This window comes from Acidilutibacter cellobiosedens (genome assembly GCF_004103715.1).
In the GTDB taxonomy this organism is placed as follows: Bacteria; Bacillota; Clostridia; order Tissierellales; family Acidilutibacteraceae; genus Acidilutibacter; species Acidilutibacter cellobiosedens.
In genome coordinates this window covers 760,533-779,093 of sequence record NZ_CP035282.1, presented here as the reverse complement: position 1 = coordinate 779,093, position 18,561 = coordinate 760,533, and the positions used below count along the sequence as shown (strand labels likewise).

Below are 18,561 nucleotides of genomic sequence, written 5' to 3'. Positions count from 1 at the left end.
ACGGAAAGCTCTTTTAATCAATATTTCTTAAGTGAAAACTTTTCTATTCACTATAAAAAATAATATTCTTTAAAAAAATTTTAAAAATGGTATTGACAATTTTGTTTTTCAACACTATAATAATATTGTAATCGATACAAATTTGAAATCAGTTCAATATTAAAATATTCCACGAATAATTTTCCCAAGAAGGGAGATTGTCCAAATGAAACAAAATACGGAACAAATAAAAAAATATTTAAAAGAGCATAATATTAAACCTTCTACAATTAGAATTAAGGTTTTTGACTTTTTATTAAACAACAGAATTCATCCGACTATTGACGAAATTTATAATAATCTTATTAATGAAATACCTACTTTATCAAAAACAAGCATATATAACACAATGGAATTGTTTTTAAAAAACAATATAGTAAAACTTATAAAAATTGACGAAAAGGAAACAAGATATGATATAGATACTTCTCTTCACGGCCATTTCAAATGCGAAAGTTGTGGAAAAATATATGATTTTAAAATTGAAGGGAAGGATTTAAATGAAAAGGGAATTGAAGGATTTAAAATAAATAGCAAAAATATTTATTACTATGGATTATGCAATAAATGCATTGAAGAAAAAAATAACAATAATTAGCCTATTCACTAAAATTTATATAAATAAAATTTAAGGGGGAATTTTAAATGCATGATATGACAGCTAAAAATTTAAGATCAGCCTTTGGCGGAGAAAGCCAGGCTCACATGAGATATTTAATTTGGGGTGAAAAAGCCGAAAAAGACGGATTCCCAAATGTAGCAAGGCTGTTCAGAGCAGTAGCTTCGGCAGAACAAATCCATGCCACTGCACATTTCAAAGCTTTAAAAAATGTAAAGGGTGACTTTGATGTAACTTCAGGAGCAGGCTTCGGATTTGGAACTACATCGGAAAATCTTGAAGCAGCAAAGAATGGAGAATTATTTGAAGTAAACGAAATGTATCCTGCTTACATTAATGTAGCAGAAATGCAGGAAGAAAAAGAAGCCATTAACTCTATGAAGTTTGCTATAGCAGCAGAAAAAGTTCATGCAAAATTATTCGAAGAGGCTAAAAAGGCAGTAGACTCTGGAAAAGATATTGAAGCAGATAAAATATATGTTTGTCCGTTCTGTGGTTTTGTGGAAATAGGCGGACCCGTTGACAAATGTCCAATCTGTGGTGCACCAAATAGCAAATTTAAAATATTTTAATGCCATCTAATATATATTAGGACTGTTATACTAATTATGATATGTTCCTCCTTTTGTTAAACAGTTTCATCTGTCTGTCATATTAAGGAGAGCATATTATTAATTAGTATACAGTCCTTTTTATTACATAAAAAATAAAAACCAATGGTTAGTTCGTTTTTAATACAACAACCCAAAAACACTATATATCTGATTTAATACTTATAACAATTCAATAAAACATTTTTATCCTTAATATTCTATATTTTTTCACTTTTCTACTTATTTTAGCAAATTTTGTTGTATTTTTTTTCATTTCCTGATAATATAGAATATGTAAAATATTTTATGTTAATTTTGGGAGTGAATATTTTGGATATTGATATTGGAAAAAAAATAAAAAAACTAAGAAAAGAACAGAATATGAGTATTGCCGACCTGGCAGAAAAATCAGGAATAAGTTGCGGGCTTATAAGTCAGATCGAAAGAAATATGGGTAATCCTTCTATCTCATCTCTTTGGAGTATTGCCCAAAGTTTAGGTGTTCCCATAAGCTATTTCTTTCAAGAAAATAACGCAGTGCAGGCAAATCCAGTAGTTAAAAAGTCCAACAGAAAAAAAATTCTCATATCAAATTCCAATGCTATATATGAACTATTATCTTCCGATTTAAATCGAAAAATAGAATTTCTGTATATTACTATAAAGCCAGAGGACTGTTCAACCGAAAATTTAACTGCCCACGAGGGAGAAGAATGTGGAATAGTAATAGAAGGAAAACTGATGGTAGAAACGGCCGAAGGAAATCATATATTAGAAGAAGGGGACAGTATTTATTTTGAAAGCACTATTCCCCATAGATACGTTAATATCGGTGATAACGTATGCATATCTATATGGGCAATAACGCCAGCAAGTTTCTGATATCACTTAAATAAATATTCAGGTGGAAAACAACATCCACCTGAATTATTATATCTTTCCATCACCTATTAAGGAAATCAGCCTTGACGTTAATTCCGCTACTTTGTTTTCATCAATCAAATTAGCCGTATCATTTACCGTCACTGAAACAGAATATACGTCCTTATCCTTTTCTTTTTGCAAAACATGGGTATAATTAATAACTCCCGGTTCCGAACCTCCTTTAAAGCCTACTATATTCCAATCTTGTTTTGTCGATACAAGACCCGGATTTATTTTAATTTCATCTGCATCCTTTAAATCATATATTACTCTGCACAATTCCTTGGTACTGAAAAACCACTCTATTTTATCGATATCAACTGGTTTGGCAGGTATACTAACTGCATTTATGTCAATTTTTTCTACATCTTTAAGGAGCTCTCTTCTTTTATTGGTATCTGCCTTTATATAGCTTTCCATTATCTCAGGACTATTTGCAGACTTTAATTTTATACATGATCACTCCCTTTATTTTATATCCTGTCCATTATGCAAATATTCTTCAGGCCCTATTTCATACAAGTTATTTCCTTCAGAATCTATAGCTACAATAACGGGCAAGTTCTCAACTTCAAGCTTTCTTACTGCTTCCGAGTCCAGATCTTCATAAGCAACTATTTCCGATTTTTTTACACATTTTCCTAGTAACGCCCCTGCTCCTCCTATCGCAGCAAAATATACCGCCGTATTTTTTTTCATGGACTCGATTACTTCCTGAGATCTCGTTCCTTTCCCTATCATCCCCTTTAATCCCCTATCCAGCAACATCGGAGTATATTTATCCATCCTCCCACTTGTAGTAGGCCCTGCAGATCCTATAATCTGATTAGGCTTTGCAGGAGTGGGGCCTACATAATATATAATTTGATTTTCGATATCTATCGGAAGTTTTTCACCTTTCCTAAGCAAATCTACGAGCCTTTTATGGGCGGCATCTCTCCCCGTATAAACAATGCCTGAAATCAATACAATATCCCCTGCCCTCAACTCTCTCACTTTATCTTTCGTCAGGGGAGTTGTTATTGTCTTCTTCATATATTATCTCTCCTTTATATCTCCACTTCCACATGTCTTGTAACATGACAGCTGATATTTACTGCTACGGGAAGTCCCGCTATATGGGTGGGATAAGTTTCAATATTCACTCCGAGAGCAGTAGTTTTCCCTCCGAATCCCTGAGGTCCTATACCCGTATCGTTAATCTCTTTCAATAACTCCGACTCCAAATCCGCATAATACCTATCCTTATTTCTTTGAGATAAGGGCCTTAAAAGTGCTTTTTTTGCCAGATAAGCCACTCTGTCAAAGGTTCCTCCGATCCCTACTCCCACTACTATAGGTGGACACGGATTTCCTCCTCCTTCTCTTACCGTCTTAAGCACAAATTCTTTAACTCCTTCTACTCCGTCGGCAGGTTTCAGCATTTTGATCTGGCTCATATTTTCAGAACCAAATCCCTTTGGAGACACAATTATTTTCAATTTATCTCCCGAAACTATATTATAGTTTATAACAGCAGGGGTATTATCTCCGGTATTTATCCTGTTCAATGGGTCCCTCACAACCGATTTTCTCAAATATCCTTCCTTATATCCCTGTCTTACTCCTTCATTAATGGCATCCTCAATACTTCCGTTTACAATATGGACTTCCTGGCCTATTTCAACAAATACACAAGCCATCCCCGTATCTTGACACAGAGGCACCTTTTCCCTTTCGGATATGTCTATATTTTTTATTATCTTATTCAATGAATCTCTTGCTATTTCCCAAGTTTCCTCTTCATAGCTTCTTATAATTTCATTCTTTACATCATTTCCAAGGTAATAATTAGAATCCATACAAGCATTTTTTACAGCATTTATGATTAATTTTATATCTATATCTCTCATCTCTCTCATCCTCTTAAAACAATTATTTAAGCAGATCTTTCGTATGCTTTTCCACCATTTCGGGAGTAACATCTCTTTTACGTGACACTCCTGTTTCAATAGCCGAACGGGCTACAGCAGATGCAACTTTTGGAGCTATTCTTAAATCAAAAGCCTGAGGTATAACAAATTCCGGCCTTAATTCATTCTCATCCACGATATCTGCTATCGCATAAGCAGCGGCTATCTTCATTTCATCATTTATCTCCGAAGCACGAATATCTAAAGCACCCCTAAATATTCCCGGAAAGGCCAATACATTGTTAACCTGATTCGGATAATCCGAACGGCCCGTACAAACAATCTTTGCTCCTCCTTCCATCGCTTCTTTTGGAAGTATTTCCGGATTGGGGTTTGCCATAGCCATAACAATAGGATCTCTGTTCATTGATTTGATCATATCTCTTGTAACACAATTTGCAGTAGATACTCCTATAAAAACATCGGCTCCCTTTAATGCATCTTTTAAATTTCCTTTAACTAAATTCTTATTACTTATTTCTGCCATTTCATCCTTATATTTATTCATGCCTATATTTCTTCCTTTAAATATTGCCCCTTTGCTGTCGCATAATATAAGGTCCTCAACCCCCATTTTCAAAAGCAATTTAGATATGGCAGTTCCAGCTGCTCCCGCTCCGTTTATTACTACCTTTATTTTCTTAAATGTTTTGTTAACGATTTTCAATCCGTTTATTAAGCAAGAAGTTGAAACAACTGCCGTACCATGTTGATCGTCATGAAAAACGGGAATATTGCAAACTTTTTTAAGACCTTCCTCTATTTCAAAACATTGGGGAGCCTTTATATCTTCTAAGTTGATTCCTCCAAAGGTAGGTTCCATAGTCTTTACTATTTCTATAATTTCCTTCGGATCATCAGTGTCTAAGCATATAGGAAAGGCATCTACTCCTGCAAAGGATTTAAACAATACGGATTTTCCTTCCATAACGGGAAGTCCCGCTCCGGCGCCTATATTTCCCAAACCTAATACGGCTGTTCCGTTAGTTACAACTGCAACCCAGTTTCCTTTTGAAGTATAATCGTATATACAATCATAATCCTTATATATTTCCATGCAAGGTTCTGCAACCCCCGGAGTATATGCAAGAGTTAAGTCCTCTTTATTTCTTACAGGTACTTTACATTTCAAAGCTATCTTCCCATGATTATCTTTGTGAAACTTCAGCGCTCTTTCTCTTAAGTCCAAATTCATTTTACTCCTCCCGACCATTGTCCTGTATAATTAATTTTTATAACTTTTACATTTATTATATCATTAAATTCTGCTTTTCTATAGTTCTATTCGATGCTAAGCCCATGAATTATTACTTTCAAAATATTTAAATCATCGTTGAATATAATCAAATCAGCATCCTTCCCTATTTCTATACTTCCCTTTCTATCATTTTCACCTATTGACTTGGCAGGATTCAAGCTTGCCATTCTTACCGCATCTTCAAGAGAAACCCCCACCATGTGAACCATATTCCAAACAGCCCTATTCAAAGTAAGAGTAGAACCTGCCAAGGTTCCATCAGCTAACCGAGCAGCACCCTTCTTTACAAAAACATTCTGGCCTCCCAGCTTATATTCACCGTCCTTAAGCCCTGTCGCCATCATTGCATCCGATACTAAAATAATTCCGTCCTTCCCTTTTGCTTTTACTGCCAGCTTCATAGCTGCAGGATGAAGGTGAATACCATCACATATGATCTCACATGATACCCTTTCATCTGTTAATACGGCCCCTATAACTCCCGGTTCTCTGTGAGAAAAAGGCCTCATTCCGTTGTAAAGGTGAGTTGCCTGACTTATTCCCAGTTCAATGCCATATTTCACTTCATCGTATTTTCCGTCGGTATGACCTGCTGAAACAGTTATCCCTTTGTTTTTTAAGTATTTTATGGCTTCCTTTGCCCCCTTTAGTTCAGGCGCCAAAGCTACTACTTTGATATTGTCATTTGAAAGTTCTATAAGATTTTTGATTTCTTCCACATTAGGGTTCTTTATATACTGAGGAGGTTGAGCTCCCTTTCTTTCCATAGAAAAATAGGGACCTTCCAAATATATGCCTAAAACTTGGGATCTTACCTTAGGAGCCTTCTTTTCCTTTTCAATATATTTTCTTACGTTTTTTATTGCGCTCTCAATTTTATCCAAGGATTCAGTCATAGGAGTTGCCAAAAAAGACGTAACTCCATTTTTCATATGAAAATCGGCCATGCTTATAAGGGACTCAAAAGTTGCCTCCATGACATCATGTCCAAAATTTCCATGATTATGAATATCAATAAATCCCGGAGCCAGATATTCATTTTCTCCGTCAATTATCTTATCATAATATTCCTCCGATGCATCTCCATCCAATATGTTAGATATAATTCCATCCTCTATTGATAAACTGCCATTCCTCTTTATTTCGTAAGGAGTAATTATACTAACATTTTTTATTAACATCTTCATTTATATAACACCTCCAATATTTTTTTGCTTTCCTACCTTCTATATTTACTCATATAAAAAGAATTTCATTACATAACAGATTTCATTGTCCGATATTTCCACGGAATATTTGTTGCATAGAAATATAAAACATTCTTTAATAATATTATAATAGTATATGTTCTCAGCTATAAACTCCTCTTTATCAGGATATTCAACAGGAATTTCTCCGCTTTTTAGCTTGCTTATCATAAAGGCAATATGCAGAATTACTCCGATAGTCTTTTCACTTTTTAGTTTAATCGACAGTTCATCTTCCACTCTGCTTAAAAAATAAACTATATCATTATAAAGTTCCTCTCCGTCAAGGTTTACTATATTTTCTTTCAGAATTATCGGCATCTTTATTAATGTAGTTTTTATATTTATACTTTCCTGTAACTCATCCATCACTTTCATATTTATCACATCATACATATTATACTGTTTAATATCCACGTCAACAGGAAATGAGGAAACAATAAATAAAATTTCTTTGTCTTTGCGTATTTCATTAATTTTCTGTTTAAAATAATTTTTATCCAAACAGTTAAGAACAATTATCTCAAATATATCCTTGTCATATTTAAGGTTGTTATTGAGAAAGCTCTTAATTGCTACGGCTCCTCCTTCTCCGCTTAAGCATGACGTAATCATTACCGCCCTTGGTTTATTATTTTGAGGTTCTTTTAATGGCCTATTCATTTCAAAATACGAATTTACAGCTAATACCCCTTTATAAATTTCATTTAAGGAAAGACCGAGTAGTGCCTTTCTGGCCGCCTCCAATGCATGTAAAGTCGAAACAAGGGGTACGACTTTCATGGAAACATCAAATTCTTTTTCTATAATATCTGCAAAAGTAGTAAGGGAACCCATGTCCACAAGTAAAATATAATCTTTTGTATTCTTGTTTTCCGACACGAATTTTCTGCATTCATCCAAAACATTTAAAGGACTTAAATCAAGAGGTGCATTTATGGCATGAATGCAGGGCTCTTCTAAAAGTTTATTTACAACATCAGCCATTGATGTAGCAGTAGAATCACCATGAGCAATAAGTATAACCTTAACTTTATTATTTCCGTTGTTAATTCGATCTTCGGGAAGAAGAAAAACAGTTAAATATGCCGCTTCATCCTCGACTATTTTATGATGTACGTAATTTTCTATAATATTTTTGGCTTTCAAGGCTATTTCAAATTCTTTGGGATACAATTCTTTTATTTTATTTAGCTGGGGATTGGTAATGGATTTATTACTATAAACCCTGTTAATTAAAGTATTTATATGTAAAGCCAAACATGTATACATATTGCTGCTGAAATTTCTTCCCAGCTCTGTAGCCATATAATAAATAACCTTGTCAATGCAGTTTAAATCATCTTCTCCTATGATACTCAACAAATTTTTTCTGTTTATTTCTTCAGAAACTCCGTTGATGTTCTTTTGAAAATATGATGAAATATCCTTACCTAAAATGTTTTCTATAGCTATATCCGATATCCCTTGAGATTTTAATCTCTCCAATTTTTGCTCAACAATCTCATATACTCCGTTATCCTCATTCCCGAATTGTTCCCGATTATGATCTGTAGAACCAGAGAACCTAAAAAACTCTATTTCTTCGCCTACCAACTTATTCCAAAGTGCTCTGTGTTCTTTCTCTTTATAAAGTCCTTCTTTGATATATAGAGGTAAATTGACGCTTCTTATTCTCACATCAGGCTTTATATTTGTAAGAAACTCCGAATATGCTTTGGCACATACAAGCTGAACGTCACTTTTCAACTGTCCCACATTATTGGGGCAATCATATGATAAAAACGCTCTCATTGTATTCAACGACACATATATCTCTCTGTTTAATCTTAAGCTTTCCTGTTTAAAAAAGCTCTTAATCAAATAAAGTCTTTCTTCCAAAGACCTCTCTTTTAAAGAAGGAATTTTTATTATTATGGGAATTCTCCTTATAAAAGTCCTTAACAATGTGGAATTAGGATTTTCCGTAGTAGCCGAAATTATAAGAACATCGGACTTTCTCGTCTCCGAATCTCCGATTCGCCTAAAATATCCCGTGTCCAAAAATGTAAAAAGTATTTCCTGTCCCTCAGGAGGAAGTCTGTGAAGTTCATCTAAGAAAAGAACCCCTCCGTCGGCTTTTTCTATCAATCCGATCCTATCAGTTTCGGCACCGGTAAAAGCTCCTTTTTTTACACCAAAAAGTTGAGAAGTAAGTAAATTAGGATTATTACTGTAATCGGCACAGTTAAAAACTACGAATGGTGAATTTTCGGCTCTCATTCCCATTTCTTTGGAATATTCGTACATCAACGAAGCAAACATTGATTTCCCCGTTCCCGTATCCCCCAAAAGAAGCGAAGGCAATCCTTTAGGCGGATATAATACTGCAGCCTTCATCTGCTCTACAACTTTTTTTAAACTTTTATTGTTCTTAGCTAATTGATCAAGTTTGCTTTCCTTTTTAGTTATACCTTTGTTGTTTAAAGCAAAAAACAAAACAGGCCGTCCTGAAGATTTATATAATTTCCCTTCTCTTACCAAGTTGTTTAACTCATGGCTGACATTGGCCCTGCTCATATTAACAAGAGATGATAGTGTTTTAGCATCAATGCCTCTTTCAGCCCCAACTTCTAAAATTTTGTTATATATCATCTCCTTCTTATTCACGGCGGTTCCTCCTTTTTCTTTAAAATTGCCGGATAATTAGCCACTATCATATCACAAGATTTTATTATAAATATTTAAGAACATTATATCATAGTTTTTATTATTTCATAAAGTGTTTAAATTGTTTAAACACTAATTTATTTATATATTAAAATATCAAACACTAATGAGTTTTATCAAACATTATTTTTTAATATATACTTTATTACCGCCATTAGTGTTTTGGCATAACAAATGCATCTAAATATTTGTATATTTAATTAGTTGATATTAAATTTCATATAATGGAGGAGTTATTTATGGAGGAAAACGCTAATACTGTTGAAACTGGGTTTAATGAACAATATATATTCAAGTTAATAAGTCTCTCCGGTGATGCAAGAAGTGATATATATAAAGCATTTGAATTAGTTAGAAACAAAGAGTATGAAGAGGCAGAAAAATATTTAAAAAAAGCTGATGAATATATAATTAAAGCCCATAATTTACAAACTAATTTTATTCAAAAAGAAGCTCAGGGAATTCATATGGAGATAAATCTTTTAACTATTCATGCTCAGGATCATTTAATGACTACCCTTTTATCCAAGGACATGATTAAATACATGATAGATATGCAAAAAGAAATAAACGAACTAAAGGATAAATCAAATAATTGTAAAGGAGCTGAATTCTAATGATAAAGGCCATACAATTTTTAAATCAAGTACAAGCGGGTTTTGGCGGGGATGAAAGAATGGATATAAAACCTCAGTTTCAAAATGGAGCTATAGGGACCGGTATGATTTTAAAATCCATGCTTCAAAGAGAAGGAGCTGATATAGTAGCTACGATAATATGCGGAGATAACTATTTTCTGCAAAATAAAGATCTTGCCATAGAAGAAATCCTAAATATTATTAAAAATTTCAAACCGGACGTAGTTATATGCGGACCTGCATTAAATTATAAAAGATATGGAGAATGCTGCGGATATCTTACTATAGCTATAGAAGAAAAACTTAATATACCTGCCTTTGCTGCAATGTCTGAGGATAGTACCGGCACCGAATTGTTCAGAAATAAAATTTATATTATAGAAACTCCAAACAGAGGAGAAACTGGACTAAATAATTCTCTAAGAAAAATTTCAAAATTTGCCATCAAGTTGGCAAATCATGAAACAATAGGTACTTCTCAGGAAGATGGGTATTTCCCTAAAGATTAATAAGCATATAACGTTGGTTTAATATGTTCAAACCAATGTCATATAAATTTAAAAAAGGGGGTGAGTCCAATGAAAAAAATTGTCTTGTTTTGTTCTGCCGGAATGTCAACAAGTCTGTTAGCAACAAAAATGCAAAAATCAGCAAAGGATAAGGGAATCGAAGTATCAATAGAAACTCTTCCTGAAGCCCAAATGGAAAAACGTATCGATGACGACGTGGATGTGGTACTATTGGGTCCGCAAATAAGATACGCCCTTAGAAGAGCCAAAAAATTATGTGACGAAAAAAAAATTCCCGTGGATGTAATAAACTCCGTAGACTATGGAATGGTAGACGGAGAAAAAGTACTGGAAAAGGCTATAAAAATGATGAAAAAATAAATATAAGGAGGATTTCATATGAGTAAAAGAATGGATTCATTGGAAAACAAGTTAATGCCGGTAGCGGACAAATTTGCCAACAACAGGTATTTACTTGCCATACGTGACGGATTCATGTTAACTATGCCTTTGCTTATAATCGGTTCCATATTCATGTTGCTTGCCTATTTGCCTATTACGGGATATGACGCATTTATGGCAAGAGTATTCGGAGAAAATTGGATGGATTTCTTTTCAGTAGCCTATAATACAACCATGTCCATAATGACCATATTTGTAATAATAGGTATCTCCGGAAGTCTGTCGGATTATTACAAGTTAGAAAGGTTAAACACTGCAGTCATATCTCTTGTAGCATTTTTTATATTGACACCTTTTGTTACAAGTTTTACACCCGAAGGAATGGATCAAACATTTAAAGTTACAGGCATCATTCCCACCGAATGGATAGGCGCAAAGGGATTATTTGTAGGAATGCTTACAGCTATACTCTCTACGGAAATAGTAAAATGGGTAACTAAAAAAGGATGGGTAATTAAAATGCCGGCAGGAGTTCCCCCTACAGTGGGAAAAGCTTTTTCATCCTTAATTCCGGCTGCAATTACTATAATTATTTTTGATATAATAAGATTAATTTTTGCATTTACTCCTTTTGAAACTATACACAATTTTATATATTCCATTTTACAGGTACCTCTTACATCCTTGGGGGACACCTTAGGAGCTGCTTTGATTGCAAATTTCTTTGTGGGACTATTTTGGATATTCGGAATACATGGTGCGGATATTGTACAATCAGTAATGAATCCCATCTGGATAGCTCTGGCGACAGAAAATCTTGCTGCATATCAAGCTGGAAGCGAACTGCCCCATATTATAACTCAACAATTTAATCAGATATACTTATGGATGGGAGGAGGAGGCGCCACACTGGGATTATGCCTTGCAATGCTTTTTGTATGCAAATCACAGCAATGTAAAAAACTCGGCAAACTTTCAATTTTTCCGGGGATATTTAATATAAACGAACCTATAATATTCGGATTACCTGTAGTTTTAAATCCTATGATGATAATCCCATTTATAATAACTCCTTTAGTTCTATGTTTAGTATGCTACGGATCAATGGCTATAGGCCTCGTACCAAAACCAAACGGCGTACTGGTTCCATGGACTACTCCTCCGATAATAGGCGGTTTCCTTTGCGGAGGTATAAGAGGAGCCTTATTACAATTTGTAGGATTGATCATATCATTTTTCATATATCTCCCATTTATAAAAACTGTCGATAAACAATATCTTGAACAGGAAAAATCCTATAATACAGCTCCGGAAAATAATATAAATTAGGAGAAACCAGTATTCAGGTGACTCTGCGAAAGTCACCTGAATACCTTTAAAAGATTAACAAAATCAATCTCACATTTTATTATAATCAAAATTTAATTTTTTGTCGAATAAAAGGGAACAAAAATGGAGGAATCATTATGAAAAAAATCGGATTTTCTGTATACCCGGCTCATGTAAAATTAGATGAAAATTTAGGATATATCGACAAAGCGGCAAAATACGGTTTTAAAAGAGTATTTACATGTCTTCTTTCCGTCAAGGGGGATAAGGAAAAAATTCTTGATGAATTTAAAAAAACAATAGCTCACGCCAACAAATATGGAATTGAAGTCATTGCGGATATAAATCCGGAAGTATTTAAGTATCTTGAAATAAGTTATGATGATTTAGGTATTTTTAAAGATATGGGCCTTTACGGCATAAGGTTGGACAACGGATTTTCAGGAATGGAAGAATCCGTAATGACCTTTAACAAATACGGACTAAAAATAGAATTAAATATGAGCGCAGGAACAAAATATGTGGACAACATATTCAGTTTCCAACCTAATTTGGAAAATATCTTAGGATGCCACAATTTCTATCCCCACAGATATTCGGGAATAGGATACAATCACTTTATGAAATGCAATGAACAATTTAAAAAATACAATATAAGAACAGCGGCTTTTGTCTCTTCAAAAAATGCCAAATATGGACCATGGCCTGTAAGTGAAGGATTATGCACATTGGAAGAACACAGAAACCTCCCTATAGATGTTCAGGCAAAGCATCTGTTTTCTACAAATTTAATTGATGATGTAATAATTGCAAATGAATTTGCATCGGAAGAAGAACTGAAAGCTTTAAGTAATATTGACCCCTATATGCTCAGTCTCAAAATTGAATTAAAAGACGGCATCCCTGATGCTCAAAAAGATATAGTCTTCAAAAACATTCATTTTAACAGAGGCGATATATCCGAATATATGATAAGATCAAGTAAATACAGAGTGTCTCCCGATACTCCCGGCTTTGAACCCTTTAATACAACAGATATCAAAAGAGGAGATATAACAATAGATAATTCTCTGTATCAAAATTATACGGGAGAACTTCATATTGCATTAAAGGATATGGATAATGACGGGAAAACAAATGTAGTGGGAAAAATAGCAGAAGATGAAGTATTTTTAATTGATTATATAAAACCATGGCAAAAATTCAGGTTCAATTTATAATTTTTATTTAAAATTAATAAGTTCTGGGAGGCAGTAGTATGGAACATAAAAAGTTAAAAGACTTCAGCGAAGATTTTCTGTGGGGAGCATCCACTTCCGCTTATCAAGTGGAAGGAGGCTGGGATGAAGATGGAAAAGGCCCTTCGGTTCAAGATATGGCGGAACATCCTGAAAATACCTCGGATTTTAAAACATCAATCGATCATTATCATCGTTACAAAGAAGATATAAAGCTGTTTTCAGAAATGGGACTGAAAGCCTACCGTTTTTCTATAGCTTGGAGCAGAATTCTTCCAAAAGGGTTTGGGGAAATTAATCATAAAGGAATAGAATTCTACAATAATCTAATTAACGAATTATTGTCCTATAACATTGAACCCATCGTCACCATGTATCATTTTGATCTGCCCTATTCATTGGAGAAAAAAGGCGGCTGGTCTAATTATGAGATAGTAGACTTATTTGAAAACTATGGAAAAATTCTTTTTTCCAATTTTGGAGACAGGGTAAAGTATTGGCTTACAATCAATGAACAAAACATTATGATATTAAATAATAAAGCTGTCGGGATCCCCAATTTAAGTACAAAAAATCCCAAAAAAGAACTATATCAACAAAATCATCATATGCTGTTGGCTCAGGCTAAAGTCATGAAATTATGCCACATTATGTGCCCGGATGCAAAGATTGGCCCCGCACCAAATATCGCCTATATCTACCCTGCAAGCTCAGATCCTGAAGACGTATTAGCAGCTCAAAATTTCTCATCAATAAGAAATTGGCTGTATTTAGATGCGGCCGTATTCGGAAGGTACAACAATACAGCTTGGAGTTATATGAAAGAAAAAAATATTACTCCAAATATCAAAAAAGGTGATGAAGAAATACTGTCCGAAGCTAAGCCGGATTTTATTGCATTCAACTATTATTCAACAATAACGGCATCTAAAAAACCAAGCTTTGATTTCAATACAGATCAACAAGGAGCAGCAGGGGAACAGGGAGTATACTATATAACTTCAAATCCAAATTTAGAAAAAACCGAATTCAATTGGGAAATAGACCCTATCGGATTCCGCATTACTTTACGGGAAATAAGCGGCAGATATAATTTGCCTTTATTGGTCTCCGAAAACGGTCTGGGTGCTTTTGATAAATTAGAAAAAGGTGATGTCGTAAATGATGATTATCGTATCGATTATCTACGTAAACACATTGAACAGGCAAAACTTGCGGTTACTGACGGAGTTCAATTAATAGGATATTGCCCCTGGTCGGCTATTGATCTCGTAAGTACTCATCAGGGATTTAAAAAACGATATGGTTTTATTTATGTAAACAGAGATGAATTTGATTTAAAAGACTTAAGAAGAATCAGAAAAAAAAGTTTTTATTGGTATAAAAATGTTATTAAATCAAACGGAAAAATTTTATAATAAATTATTAAACCGCCTGACCAGTTATTGGTTAGGCGGTTTAATTAAGAAATCTTTTTATCCGATACCTTCTCTTCCATATATCTTTTATCTTTGTTTATCCTTCTTATGGATATCTCTACAATATTAAATATCAGTTCATCATAGGATAACCCCTCTTTTAATGCCATCTTGGGCAGATCACTGTATTGAGATTTCAACCCCGGCAAACTGTTTATTTCAAGTACATAAGGCTGATCTTCCTTCAATCTTACATCTACTCTTGCAAAATCTCTGCAGCCGAGAGCATCAAAGGCTCTTCCGGCACTATTTTTTATCTTTAGTTCTATATCTTTATTTATTGAAGCCGGACATATATATTTGGTTTTTTCACTAAGCTGAGATTTCACTTCAAATGTATAAAATTTACCGAATTTTTCGGGAACATCGTCAAAATTTATCTCCATTATCGGTAAAAAACGTTTTTCACTTCCATTACCGATTATTCCTATTGTAAATTCCCTTCCCTTAATAAACTCCTCTGCCAAAACAGGAGGGCAATAGCTTTTAAGCAGGCTCTTTATTTTTCCCATAAGATCTTGTTTATTGTAAACAACACTATCTTTGTGGATTCCAAAGCCGGATCCCTCACAGGAAGGCTTCACTATTAGCGGAAATTTTAAATTCATATTGAAATTTTCACCTGCAGTATTAAATATTTGAAATGAAGGCGTTAAAATATTATTATAAGCGAATATCTGTTTCGCTACAGCTTTATTTAAGGATAGAGAATGAGCCAAAATCCCTGAGCCAATGTATGGTATTCTAAGCATCTCTAAAATCGCCGGAACCTGGGACTGCCTACTTTCACCGGAGATTCCGGTACATAGAGGGAAGGCCAAATCGATTTTACTTTCGATTAAGTTTTTAATAATCCTATTATCAGCTATGATTTCTACTACATCATATTTCTTTTTTAAGACCTTATATATTTCTTCATTAGTTGACTTTTTCTGAATATCAGTATGTTTAGTTTCTGCAGTACAATTAGTTTCTCCTTGTGGTTTATCGGAAATCAACCCAATTTTTAATCTCATATAAATTCCCCCTTATTGTTTTCCTTAGTTTTTAGTCAATAAAAATAAACGGCTAAGATCCTAATGAGTATTTAGCAAAAAATAACTAAAAAATTTTAATTATTCTGAATAACATCGGTATATAGAATTTTAACAGATATTATAATACATTACTAAGTGAATGATCTACAGAATTCTATAGGACTTAAAGAAATATATACGGTATGATAAACTAATAGAAAACCGAATTTGTTAACTTTATAATATTATTATAGCATATAAACCATCGGATCGTAAAATTTTTATAGACTAGGGGACGGTTCTTTTTGTTTGATTTTTCAAACAAAAAGAACCGTCCCCTTCATCCTAAAAAAAATCCGTACCAATATTAATATTGGTACGGATTTTTACTTTTAGTCAAATTTGTTGATAATAACTTTTAATGATTTTCCATCTATCATCAATTGAAATCCTTCATTTATTTTTTCTAACGGAATTCTATGGGTTATCAGTAGTTCTCCGTCAATCCTCTTACTAAACAATAATTTTTCTGCCATTTGATATTGTCTCGGAGTAGAACCTAAGGAGCCCATCACTCTGATTTGCTTGTAGTGAATTAAATTCCCGTCCAATCCTAATTGCGGAGCCTCCTTTGGAAATCCGGCGAACAGTAATACTCTACCATTTTTCGCTACTAACTCAACAGCTTGGCAAGCAGATTTTACAGATGTATTTGCAACGATTACTACATCTGCTCCTCTTCCTTCTGTCAACGAATCAATATATCCACGGAAATCAGTTCCTTCATTAATACAATAATAATGATCCGCTATACTATGTTCTTTAGCATACTGTAATCTTCCCGGAGACGGATTGGCAAGAATAACATCCTGAGCGCCTCTCAGTTTAGAGAGCATAGCATGGAAAATACCTATAGGACCTGATCCTAAAATAAGTACAATATCTCCCATTTTCGTGCCCACTACTTCTTGACCGTTCATAGCTGAAACAAGAGGATCTCCCAAGGCCGCAACTTCATAGCTGCAATCCTCCGGTATTTTAACGACCGTTCCGACTTCAAGAGTCTTTCCAGGTATCAATACATATTCCCCGAAACCCCCTTGATAGTGGATGCCGATCTGCTTTCTGCTCTCACACATATTTTGTTCGCCTCTATCGCAGTAATAGCAGTGACCACAAGGAATTCCGGGATGAACCGCAACTCTATCTCCTACTTTAACTCCCTTAATATTTTTACCAACAGAGTCTACTACTCCGGCAAATTCATGACCCAATACCTGTGGCGGTGTAATCTTCGGATGTCCATGAAGATATGTCCTCAAATCCGAACCGCACAATGCCGCAGCTTTTACCTTTAAAATAAAATCATCCGGCCCTGCAACAGGCTTTTCACGACTTTCAATAGTAATATTCTTAATTCCGTTATATACAGCAACTTTCATATCTGTTCTCCTCTCATATGTTTTTAATCTATATCTATTTCCCCGTTATAATAAATGGAGGCTCTTTTCCGGTTAAAACAGCAATTACATTATCTACTGCCGTATTTCCCATACGCTTATTTGAATCAAATGTAGTTCCGGCTTCATGAGGTGTCAGCAAAACATTGGGTAAGTCAAAAAATGGTTGTCTAACCGGTGGTTCAGAGTCATATACATCAGTCGCATACCCCAATAAAGTTCCGTCTTGTAAAGCCTTATATAAGGCTTCGCTATTCACTATCTGACTTCTTGCGGTATTTACAAGAATCGTTCCCTTTTTCATCATCTTGAATTTCTCAGAATCGATAAGATTTCGAGTACCATCATTAAGGGGCAGATGAAGAGTAATAAAATCAGAATTAGATAAAAGCTCTTCCAATGAAACATATTTAACTCCCAAATCACGAACTTCCTGTCTTTCCTTAATATCATATCCAAGTATATTCATATCAAATCCTGCGGCTCTTTTTGCCATTGCTGTTCCAATATTGCCAAGGCCTAAAATTCCTATCGTTTTTTGATAAAGGCTGATTCCAGGTCTTTTAATCCATTTTCCCGATTTTGTTTCAAAAACTGCACGATAATAATCCCTTGCAAGCATTAAAATAAATCCCATTGCACAATCTGCTACCTCTTGACAGTTTGTTCCCGGAGCATTTGTAACGATGATCCCCCGGTCATGGGCTGCCTTAATATCAATGCCGTCAACGCCGACACCATGTTTTGCAATTATCTTTAACTTTTTACATTGATCTATTGCTTCTTTTACGACTTTATCATTGCCGACTATCAAAGCATCAGCATCTTTTCCGTACTTAATCATCTCTTCTGTTGTAAATGGCCTTCCGAATGGATTGATCATTACTTCACAGCCTATTTCTTCCAATCTTTTAACCGGTTCTTTATGAAATCTTCCAAAAGTTACCGCCGTTGATACGACTTTCCATTTCTTCATCTTAATAATCATTCCTTTCTCTACTGCCTAATGTAAAAAACATATAAAATTTTTCAAAATTATTTTCAAAATTAATCGTTTAGGCCAACAGTTGAAAGCATTAAACTATGGCCCTCAAACAAATCACAAGCCCTAACTTATAAGCCTGAATTATAAAGTTAGGACTTTAATCAT

General features: G+C 34.3%; 18 protein-coding genes. 9 read left to right on the top strand and 9 right to left on the bottom strand.

Annotated features, from left to right (window positions below):
* The first annotated feature begins 205 nt into the window (after positions 1-205).
* The 3 genes from EQM13_RS03700 to EQM13_RS03690 all read left to right on the top strand — a co-directional run bounded on the left by EQM13_RS03700 (position 206) and on the right by EQM13_RS03690 (position 2,133).
* On the top strand, positions 206-637 hold the full coding sequence (locus EQM13_RS03700) for a Fur family transcriptional regulator (RefSeq protein ID WP_071139630.1): 432 nt from the start codon (positions 206-208) through the stop codon (positions 635-637).
* Positions 638-684: 47 nt separating this feature from the next.
* Complete coding sequence (locus EQM13_RS03695) at positions 685-1,230, top strand: rubrerythrin family protein (RefSeq protein ID WP_071139629.1); 546 nt, start codon at positions 685-687, stop codon at positions 1,228-1,230.
* 351 nt (positions 1,231-1,581) lie between these two features.
* On the top strand, positions 1,582-2,133 hold the full coding sequence (locus tag EQM13_RS03690; RefSeq protein WP_206172797.1) for a helix-turn-helix domain-containing protein: 552 nt from the start codon (positions 1,582-1,584) through the stop codon (positions 2,131-2,133).
* A gap of 48 nt (positions 2,134-2,181) precedes the next feature.
* Here the strand turns inward: EQM13_RS03690 and EQM13_RS03685 are convergent, their stop codons facing one another.
* The 6 genes from EQM13_RS03685 to EQM13_RS03660 form a co-directional block, all read right to left on the bottom strand.
* Positions 2,182-2,595, bottom strand: coding sequence for a hypothetical protein (locus EQM13_RS03685; protein WP_128751995.1), 414 nt, complete (start codon positions 2,593-2,595; stop codon positions 2,182-2,184).
* Between the two features lie 48 nt (positions 2,596-2,643).
* Positions 2,644-3,210: a Fe-S-containing hydro-lyase gene (locus EQM13_RS03680; protein ID WP_128751994.1), complete on the bottom strand. Its 567-nt coding sequence runs from the start codon at positions 3,208-3,210 to the stop codon at positions 2,644-2,646.
* Positions 3,211-3,224: 14 nt separating this feature from the next.
* A complete protein-coding gene (locus EQM13_RS03675; RefSeq protein ID WP_128751993.1) occupies positions 3,225-4,067 on the bottom strand; it encodes a fumarate hydratase in 843 nt (280 codons plus the stop codon).
* Positions 4,068-4,089: 22 nt separating this feature from the next.
* The gene (locus EQM13_RS03670; protein WP_128751992.1) at positions 4,090-5,322 is read right to left on the bottom strand and encodes an NAD(P)-dependent malic enzyme; all 1,233 of its coding nucleotides are present in this window, start codon (positions 5,320-5,322) and stop codon (positions 4,090-4,092) included.
* 86 nt (positions 5,323-5,408) lie between these two features.
* Complete coding sequence (gene nagA / locus EQM13_RS03665; RefSeq protein WP_128751991.1) at positions 5,409-6,572, bottom strand: N-acetylglucosamine-6-phosphate deacetylase; 1,164 nt, start codon at positions 6,570-6,572, stop codon at positions 5,409-5,411.
* 45 nt (positions 6,573-6,617) lie between these two features.
* A complete protein-coding gene (locus tag EQM13_RS03660; RefSeq protein ID WP_128751990.1) occupies positions 6,618-9,281 on the bottom strand; it encodes a sigma 54-interacting transcriptional regulator in 2,664 nt (887 codons plus the stop codon).
* Between the two features lie 299 nt (positions 9,282-9,580).
* Here EQM13_RS03660 and EQM13_RS03655 point away from each other — a divergent pair, with 299 nt between their 5' ends.
* The 6 genes from EQM13_RS03655 (at position 9,581) to EQM13_RS03630 (ending at position 14,875) form a co-directional block, all read left to right on the top strand.
* Positions 9,581-9,958: a PTS lactose/cellobiose transporter subunit IIA gene (locus tag EQM13_RS03655; protein WP_071139622.1), complete on the top strand. Its 378-nt coding sequence runs from the start codon at positions 9,581-9,583 to the stop codon at positions 9,956-9,958.
* Positions 9,958-10,488 carry a glycine/betaine/sarcosine/D-proline family reductase selenoprotein B gene (locus tag EQM13_RS03650; protein WP_128751989.1) on the top strand — a complete coding sequence of 177 codons (531 nt, stop codon included), beginning with the start codon at positions 9,958-9,960 and terminating at the stop codon, positions 10,486-10,488. Before EQM13_RS03655 ends, EQM13_RS03650 begins: the two co-directional genes overlap by 1 nt.
* A 69-nt stretch (positions 10,489-10,557) precedes the next feature.
* On the top strand, positions 10,558-10,869 hold the full coding sequence (locus EQM13_RS03645) for a PTS sugar transporter subunit IIB (protein ID WP_071139620.1): 312 nt from the start codon (positions 10,558-10,560) through the stop codon (positions 10,867-10,869).
* A gap of 18 nt (positions 10,870-10,887) precedes the next feature.
* Complete coding sequence (gene celB / locus EQM13_RS03640) at positions 10,888-12,219, top strand: PTS cellobiose transporter subunit IIC (RefSeq protein ID WP_128751988.1); 1,332 nt, start codon at positions 10,888-10,890, stop codon at positions 12,217-12,219.
* A gap of 137 nt (positions 12,220-12,356) precedes the next feature.
* Positions 12,357-13,439 carry a DUF871 domain-containing protein gene (locus EQM13_RS03635; RefSeq protein ID WP_114218189.1) on the top strand — a complete coding sequence of 361 codons (1,083 nt, stop codon included), beginning with the start codon at positions 12,357-12,359 and terminating at the stop codon, positions 13,437-13,439.
* A 38-nt stretch (positions 13,440-13,477) separates the two neighbouring features.
* Positions 13,478-14,875: a glycoside hydrolase family 1 protein gene (locus tag EQM13_RS03630; protein WP_114218190.1), complete on the top strand. Its 1,398-nt coding sequence runs from the start codon at positions 13,478-13,480 to the stop codon at positions 14,873-14,875.
* 44 nt (positions 14,876-14,919) lie between these two features.
* Here EQM13_RS03630 and EQM13_RS03625 read toward each other — a convergent pair whose 3' ends face one another.
* The 3 genes from EQM13_RS03625 to EQM13_RS03615 all read right to left on the bottom strand — a co-directional run bounded on the left by EQM13_RS03625 (position 14,920) and on the right by EQM13_RS03615 (position 18,387).
* Positions 14,920-15,951 (bottom strand): D-alanine--D-alanine ligase family protein, encoded by a 1,032-nt coding sequence (locus EQM13_RS03625; protein ID WP_128751987.1) that lies wholly within the window; start codon positions 15,949-15,951, stop codon positions 14,920-14,922.
* A gap of 392 nt (positions 15,952-16,343) precedes the next feature.
* On the bottom strand, positions 16,344-17,393 hold the full coding sequence (locus EQM13_RS03620) for an alcohol dehydrogenase catalytic domain-containing protein (protein ID WP_128751986.1): 1,050 nt from the start codon (positions 17,391-17,393) through the stop codon (positions 16,344-16,346).
* A gap of 34 nt (positions 17,394-17,427) precedes the next feature.
* The gene (locus EQM13_RS03615; protein ID WP_128751985.1) at positions 17,428-18,387 is read right to left on the bottom strand and encodes a phosphoglycerate dehydrogenase; all 960 of its coding nucleotides are present in this window, start codon (positions 18,385-18,387) and stop codon (positions 17,428-17,430) included.
* Between the last annotated feature and the right edge of the window lie 174 nt (positions 18,388-18,561).

Bases quoted from the DNA above. Each gene is read 5' to 3' on its own strand.
- EQM13_RS03700 (WP_071139630.1), top strand. From the start codon at position 206: ATGAAACAAAATACGGAACAAATAAAAAAATATTTAAAAGAGCATAAT.
- EQM13_RS03695 (WP_071139629.1), top strand. From the start codon at position 685: ATGCATGATATGACAGCTAAAAATTTAAGATCAGCCTTTGGCGGAGAA.
- EQM13_RS03685 (WP_128751995.1), bottom strand. From the start codon at position 2,595: ATGGAAAGCTATATAAAGGCAGATACCAATAAAAGAAGAGAGCTCCTT.
- EQM13_RS03680 (WP_128751994.1), bottom strand. From the start codon at position 3,210: ATGAAGAAGACAATAACAACTCCCCTGACGAAAGATAAAGTGAGAGAG.
- EQM13_RS03675 (WP_128751993.1), bottom strand. From the start codon at position 4,067: ATGAGAGATATAGATATAAAATTAATCATAAATGCTGTAAAAAATGCT.
- EQM13_RS03670 (WP_128751992.1), bottom strand. From the start codon at position 5,322: ATGAATTTGGACTTAAGAGAAAGAGCGCTGAAGTTTCACAAAGATAAT.
- nagA (WP_128751991.1), bottom strand. From the start codon at position 6,572: ATGAAGATGTTAATAAAAAATGTTAGTATAATTACTCCTTACGAAATA.
- EQM13_RS03655 (WP_071139622.1), top strand. From the start codon at position 9,581: ATGGAGGAAAACGCTAATACTGTTGAAACTGGGTTTAATGAACAATAT.
- EQM13_RS03650 (WP_128751989.1), top strand. From the start codon at position 9,958: ATGATAAAGGCCATACAATTTTTAAATCAAGTACAAGCGGGTTTTGGC.
- EQM13_RS03645 (WP_071139620.1), top strand. From the start codon at position 10,558: ATGAAAAAAATTGTCTTGTTTTGTTCTGCCGGAATGTCAACAAGTCTG.
- celB (WP_128751988.1), top strand. From the start codon at position 10,888: ATGAGTAAAAGAATGGATTCATTGGAAAACAAGTTAATGCCGGTAGCG.
- EQM13_RS03635 (WP_114218189.1), top strand. From the start codon at position 12,357: ATGAAAAAAATCGGATTTTCTGTATACCCGGCTCATGTAAAATTAGAT.
- EQM13_RS03630 (WP_114218190.1), top strand. From the start codon at position 13,478: ATGGAACATAAAAAGTTAAAAGACTTCAGCGAAGATTTTCTGTGGGGA.
- EQM13_RS03625 (WP_128751987.1), bottom strand. From the start codon at position 15,951: ATGAGATTAAAAATTGGGTTGATTTCCGATAAACCACAAGGAGAAACT.
- EQM13_RS03620 (WP_128751986.1), bottom strand. From the start codon at position 17,393: ATGAAAGTTGCTGTATATAACGGAATTAAGAATATTACTATTGAAAGT.
- EQM13_RS03615 (WP_128751985.1), bottom strand. From the start codon at position 18,387: ATGAAGAAATGGAAAGTCGTATCAACGGCGGTAACTTTTGGAAGATTT.